The 5346-nt window shown below is 37.7% G+C and carries 6 protein-coding genes; all 6 read right to left on the bottom strand.

The genetic code is table 11. The features are described from left to right. Positions 1-147: 147 nt before the first annotated feature. Positions 148-1560, bottom strand: a complete 1413-nt coding sequence (locus NI461_RS13700) for a zonular occludens toxin domain-containing protein (protein WP_253157737.1) — start codon at positions 1558-1560, stop codon at positions 148-150. A gap of 52 nt (positions 1561-1612) precedes the next feature. Beyond that, positions 1613-1888, bottom strand: coding sequence for a DUF2523 family protein (locus tag NI461_RS13695; RefSeq protein ID WP_253157734.1), 276 nt, complete (start codon positions 1886-1888; stop codon positions 1613-1615). Beyond that, complete coding sequence (locus NI461_RS13690; RefSeq protein WP_253157730.1) at positions 1881-3149, bottom strand: virulence factor TspB C-terminal domain-related protein; 1269 nt, start codon at positions 3147-3149, stop codon at positions 1881-1883. The genes NI461_RS13695 and NI461_RS13690 overlap by 8 nt, the downstream gene beginning before the upstream one ends. Positions 3150-3249: 100 nt before the next feature. After that, positions 3250-3501, bottom strand: coding sequence for a major capsid protein (locus tag NI461_RS13685; RefSeq protein ID WP_253157728.1), 252 nt, complete (start codon positions 3499-3501; stop codon positions 3250-3252). Positions 3502-3741: 240 nt separating this feature from the next. Next, positions 3742-4041 carry a hypothetical protein gene (locus NI461_RS13680; protein ID WP_253157725.1) on the bottom strand — a complete coding sequence of 100 codons (300 nt, stop codon included), beginning with the start codon at positions 4039-4041 and terminating at the stop codon, positions 3742-3744. Continuing rightward, positions 4025-5254, bottom strand: coding sequence for a replication initiation factor domain-containing protein (locus NI461_RS13675; protein WP_253157745.1), 1230 nt, complete (start codon positions 5252-5254; stop codon positions 4025-4027). The genes NI461_RS13680 and NI461_RS13675 overlap by 17 nt, the downstream gene beginning before the upstream one ends. Between the last annotated feature and the right edge of the window lie 92 nt (positions 5255-5346).

Genomic DNA, 5346 nt, shown 5'->3' with positions numbered 1-5346 from the left:
CATAGAATATAAACTTGCCATTAACGTCTCCAGTAAATATAAAAACACTCTATTGATCTAATTTTAGTCAATCGTAACCCGCATGTTATAAGCCGCTATATATTCGACGAAAATGGGAACCCCAACCCATTTTCTGGCTAATAACAACTAGAATTCAGAAGCAGCATTGTCATCAGGGAAAGATGATTGAGAATCAGAATTCTGTTGTTCAGGGACACTCCGCCCCTTCTGCTGCTGCTGAGATTGAGCAAAATAATCAAAAGGCCTATAACCATCTAACCATCTTTGACAGTCTTTAGCAGATATTTGAGGCATATAATTACCTTGCTGATCAACAGCCATCAATTGACCACTAGAAAGCCTAATTACACCAGACATACGAGGAAAATCAGTTGGCTGAACATCTGGCACATATGCAAAGTCATAAGGCTTATCAGGGTTATATGAAACTGTTATTTTTTGAGGATCAACAGATGATGACTTTTTGGATAAGTCATTAAACCATTGAACACATTCAGGCTTTTCAACATTAGCACCTTTTCGACATTCTAACGATAGATCCACAACCTCTTGATGACTGGAAGCAAAACTAGAAGAAGGAGCAGGACCAGCGGAAGAACCAGTATTATTTTTAGAAACATGTTCATCAGAACCAAAAAAATGACCCATGAACCCAGCACCTCCTGATAAACCATAAAGAAATACAGAAAGAGCTAGAACGACAAAAGCACCAAAACCAAATAAACCAACTGGAAAACGCTTTTTACTTGTATCAATAGACGTTGATTTATAAAGCTTAAAAATATGATCTTTAGGTTTAAACGTAAACTTAGATTCGCAATTTAGTTTATTTACAAGAGTATTGGGATAAGCACGCAAGGAACCATATTGATAAACTTTAGGTGTACGCCAATAAGGACGGGTTATGTGCAAATGACAAGAAATTAACTCTTTGATTGTAGGATGCAAATAACTTGCAGCCTGGGTAATAAAATAAAAATCAAATCCACGGTGACGGTGAATTGTCAATTCCTGAACAACAGGATCATCTTTAGTCTTATTTGCATTATACGGAGGAACTAATTGCACTTCATCAATAACAATAACAGATCCATCGGGACATTCACGCCAATCCACAACTAAATCACGAACATGATCAATCTTTAAAGCCTTAATATTTGTATAGATCGTCCTAACTGGCTGGAAAAAATAAAACTGCTCAATATCACCACGATCACGTATACGCTCAATAATTTCATTATATTGAACAGAGCGTAAGTAATAATCATCAGGTCTTAAACTATCAAATTCTTGACCAAGAATGTCAAAATAATCATCAGATAAAACGCTTAATTCTCTTTTTAAAGTATGACCCGAACCAGTTTCATATTCATAATAAGTAAAATCATCAGAATATTTATCAAAGTATTTTTTATTATGCTGATAAATAGTGATATTTTTCTTTAAATTGATTTTATTTTTTTTCTCAAGATTATCTAATTGAGTAACAACATAAGCAGTTTTACAAGCACCTGGAACACCAGTGACTAAATTAAGCATTTATATATCCTCGCTCGCCTAAGCTCGTTATCGTCGCAGCTCCTCTTCCTCGCTATTTGCGAGCGAGGTATAATTTAGCTGAATTTTGAATGTATCTTGTTGCAATTGCACCTAAAACTAGGCTAAAAGAAATATCTAAACCCAATAAACCAGCAAACTGAGCAACAACAGTTGCCAAACCATTCAATGAATTTTTGAAAGATGAAACAGCAATATTAAAAGCAGTAAGAGAAGCACCAGCAGTTATAAAAGTAATACCTGCACCCTCTAAAACATTACGAAGCCAGCCACGCTGTAAGCCAGTTAAAATAGTTGCTAAATTAGCCATTATCACGCACCCCACCAATAATAAGCGCAGCAGACAAAGCACCCATAGCAATAACAACAGGACGTACAAACGTTGTAATTGCAGAACACATTTCAGAAAAATCTATTGTCCAATTATGGGAACTACCAAAAGCAGTAAAAGAAGCAAGAGTGTAAGGAGCAGGACAAGAAGCATTAAAACTAATATCTGTATCAACAGTTTCTTGTTGAGGTTTTTCTATTTCTATTTCAGTAGAATCATTTTGCTTTTCAGTAGTAGCCCAATCGCGAACAGAAGCCCAAGCTTCAGTAATAGACATAACCCAGGAATCTGCTTTTTCATTTGATGTATTCCACCAATCGGTTAATGTTCGAGGAAATGAAATTACAATTTGAGCAGCTTCACAGACTGTTGGCGCCCAGTTACAAAAGATCGGAAACTCTAAAGAAATGTCAGTTATATCTGGGTTTTCAGTATTGGGTTTTGATTGACCAAGAGCATCATTTGCATTTTCAGCATCCGCAGCATCGGCGGGTTTTGTAGTCGCATTAGCTTCAGCTTGTGAAGCGATAGGACGTGCTTTAGCATCATCTTTTTCAGCTTCTGAAACAATATCGGCAGCAGCAGCAGTTGTAGCAGCTTGAGCGTTGGTATCACCAGCAGCAGCATTAGAAATTACTTGCTGAGCTACAACATCAAGAGAAATAGATTTTTCTTCAGATTGTTCGCCTGTAACAGGAAAAGTAGCCATCAGAACATTGGTATGAGTAATAGGGTTTCGAGATAAACATGCGACTTCTGTATTATTTTTGCGATATTGAACAAATGCATTATTTATATATGCTTGTCTGAATTGATGACCTTCGGGATATTGTTTTTTAATTTCAGCAATACAAATCTCTTTCCAGCCTGCCAAATCTGAAGGCTCAGCACCAACTGAATAACGTATTCTATTATTAGCAGGATCAAGAACCCAATCGACAGAACCAAGTAACTGTTCTACAGCAACAGACAAAGCATAGCCAGCAGCACCACGAGCTAAAACTTTTGCAACTTGTGAAGCATTAGGTGTAATTTTTACAGATGATTCTTTTATAAATTTTTTGCCATTAATTAAAACATTTTTTGTTGCGTCATAAACAGTTGATGCACCTTGAGCAACACCACCGCCCAAAGTCCAACCACCAACATTGGCAGCATTTGCGGAGTTAATTAATATTATTGGAGATACAGCAATAACAAACGAAAGCAATAGTCTTAAAGCGATCTGATAATAAGCCATGCTGCACCTACAATAATAACAATTGGAATCCAATTTAAAATGCTTGCTTCTTCCATTTTTAACCCCTAAAAGAGTAAGCCCCCGGAGGGGCTTAATAGCATTAAGCAGAGTTCGCACCACGCTTGAGATAACGCCAACCAGCGAAAATACCGAGCAGCACTAAACCAGCACCGAACAAAGTAATAACAGTATCCTTGGCACCATCAATTTCAGACGTTAAACCTGTGGAATCAATTGAAGAAGCAGCACTTGCATGAAAAGCCAAAGCAGTACCAATAGCAACAACAACCGCTTGCTTTAAACGAGTTCCGATTGTAGGCTTGCGAACAAGCTGAATAACGTTTTTTTCCATGAGATATATCCCCTATGGTTATAGTGATTTGACCGCTTTGGCGATAATTGCATAAGCAAGAAAACACCCAGCGACCATTAAAAGAGAACCGCCTATCTCAACCATTTGCGCTTTAGTAATTGCAAGTGGATGAGAGTAAACGACCCACTCAAGACAAGTCTGTAAACCCTGTTCATTAGGTAAAGATAGAGTCTTACAAACATGCATTCTTAAATCCCTTTAGCCTAAATAGGCTGAATATTAAGCTTTAGCTTGTGACTGAGTCTCTGGAATAAGATCAATCAGAACAGTTTTAGAATCACGACCGTTTGAAACAATCTGCATGATTGCCTTAGCTTTAAAAGGGTGAGGAATTTTTTCAATGCGATCATAATTTTCAGAAGTACCCCAGGTATATTCAGAAGTAACTTGACCAGATGCACGTTCACCAGCTTGCATTTCAGTATCGATATAAACTTTAGTAGAGTTATAAGCAGTACCGTTATATTCACCTTTAGAAGGCTTAGAACCACGAACAACAACATCAGATGTAAATTGCATTTTGATTTTCCTTGTATGGATTAGAAGTTAAATGAGGAACCCCGACGAATAGCGGAAGATCATCAGAAGAATTAGAAATAGGCTGCTTAATACGAATAGATTGCATGACAGCTTTATGAGAAAACTCTAGACGTTTCGGAACTTCATCTTTTTCAGATGAGAGCATTTGAACCAATTCATCAGAATCTATAATTTTTGCGTATTGACGAATGTATTTACCGAACTGTTCTTTGACGATCTCAATAGAACGGTTCCAGTTAATTTTGGATTGCTTTTTAACAACTTCAGTCTTTTCAGCAGTAATAAAATCTTGCTGTAACTGACGTGATAACCACTCAAAACATGGATAAGCACCAATAAAATATTTAGAAGGCTCTAATAAAACATCTAAAGGGATGTAACGATCTTTAGACTTGAACTCGACTTCAGCACGAACCCAAAGACTATCTCTGTCCCCTTCTTTCTTGCCACGTTCATAAATACGGGCGTACTTTCCACTGGTACGATCACCAACTGTAAAAGTACGTCCTTTTCCTGATGGACGTTTCCACGCACCAAGATGCTGAATCACAGGAGCGCGACCACCACACCAAAAACCATCCAAGTTATCCCATAGATCGGCAATGTCTACATTAATAAACTTGCCTTCAAAATCATCATGACAAAGATCAACACGGGTAATTTTTGGAGCAACACAACCGAAAACCTTATTAGAACCATCATCAAGATGAACCATTTTGTAAGAGTTCAACCAGTTATATAGACGTAATTGCCAACCCTTACGAGCTAAGGCACAACCAGAACCATTGATCTGAACACTAATTCTTTTTGATGAATGGCCATACAGGACAATGCCCAACATATCTTCCATTTCGTATGAAAATTTATAGTTATGCATGCCCTTTTCACGTTTAGCAGACAAGCCAAAGCCAAAAATCTCATATAGGTGATGATCAAGGAATGTTTCAATGCCATAAGTAAGTTCACTTTCAGCATCTTCAGGGGCCAAAGAATAATATTCATCGCCCAGGGTGGACTGACAGAATGAGAATGTTACCCAGTCATGGGCTGCTATACCGTATTCATCACATGAAACAGAATGGAGAACAGGCACCTGCCCTTTATCTGTTAAAACCATTTTTTGGTTGTCTAGCTTCCGGGGGAAGGTGAATTCATCAAATTGGAGACGAGGATCGACTGCCGTAACCCCCATATTATAAATGGGGGTAGGAACAACAATGTTAGTTGCGAATCTAATATTGGTTTTAAGGCTTTCCCCTGTGTTTTCACAGGTTAAGGTATTTG

The organism is Acinetobacter sp. S4400-12 (genome assembly GCF_024129495.1).
GTDB lineage: Bacteria > Pseudomonadota > Gammaproteobacteria > Pseudomonadales > Moraxellaceae > Acinetobacter > Acinetobacter lwoffii_C.
Note: the sequence above shows the minus strand (reverse complement) of the source record. Positions and strands in the feature narration are given on the sequence as shown.

What these genes read in the sequence shown, in the direction of transcription:
- NI461_RS13685 (WP_253157728.1), bottom strand. Translation starts at nt 3,501, where the DNA reads ATGGAAAAAAACGTTATTCAGCTTGTTCGCAAGCCTACAATCGGAACT.
- NI461_RS13700 (WP_253157737.1), bottom strand. Translation starts at nt 1,560, where the DNA reads ATGCTTAATTTAGTCACTGGTGTTCCAGGTGCTTGTAAAACTGCTTAT.
- NI461_RS13690 (WP_253157730.1), bottom strand. Translation starts at nt 3,149, where the DNA reads ATGGCTTATTATCAGATCGCTTTAAGACTATTGCTTTCGTTTGTTATT.
- NI461_RS13675 (WP_253157745.1), bottom strand. Translation starts at nt 5,254, where the DNA reads ATGGGGGTTACGGCAGTCGATCCTCGTCTCCAATTTGATGAATTCACC.
- NI461_RS13680 (WP_253157725.1), bottom strand. Translation starts at nt 4,041, where the DNA reads ATGCAATTTACATCTGATGTTGTTGTTCGTGGTTCTAAGCCTTCTAAA.
- NI461_RS13695 (WP_253157734.1), bottom strand. Translation starts at nt 1,888, where the DNA reads ATGGCTAATTTAGCAACTATTTTAACTGGCTTACAGCGTGGCTGGCTT.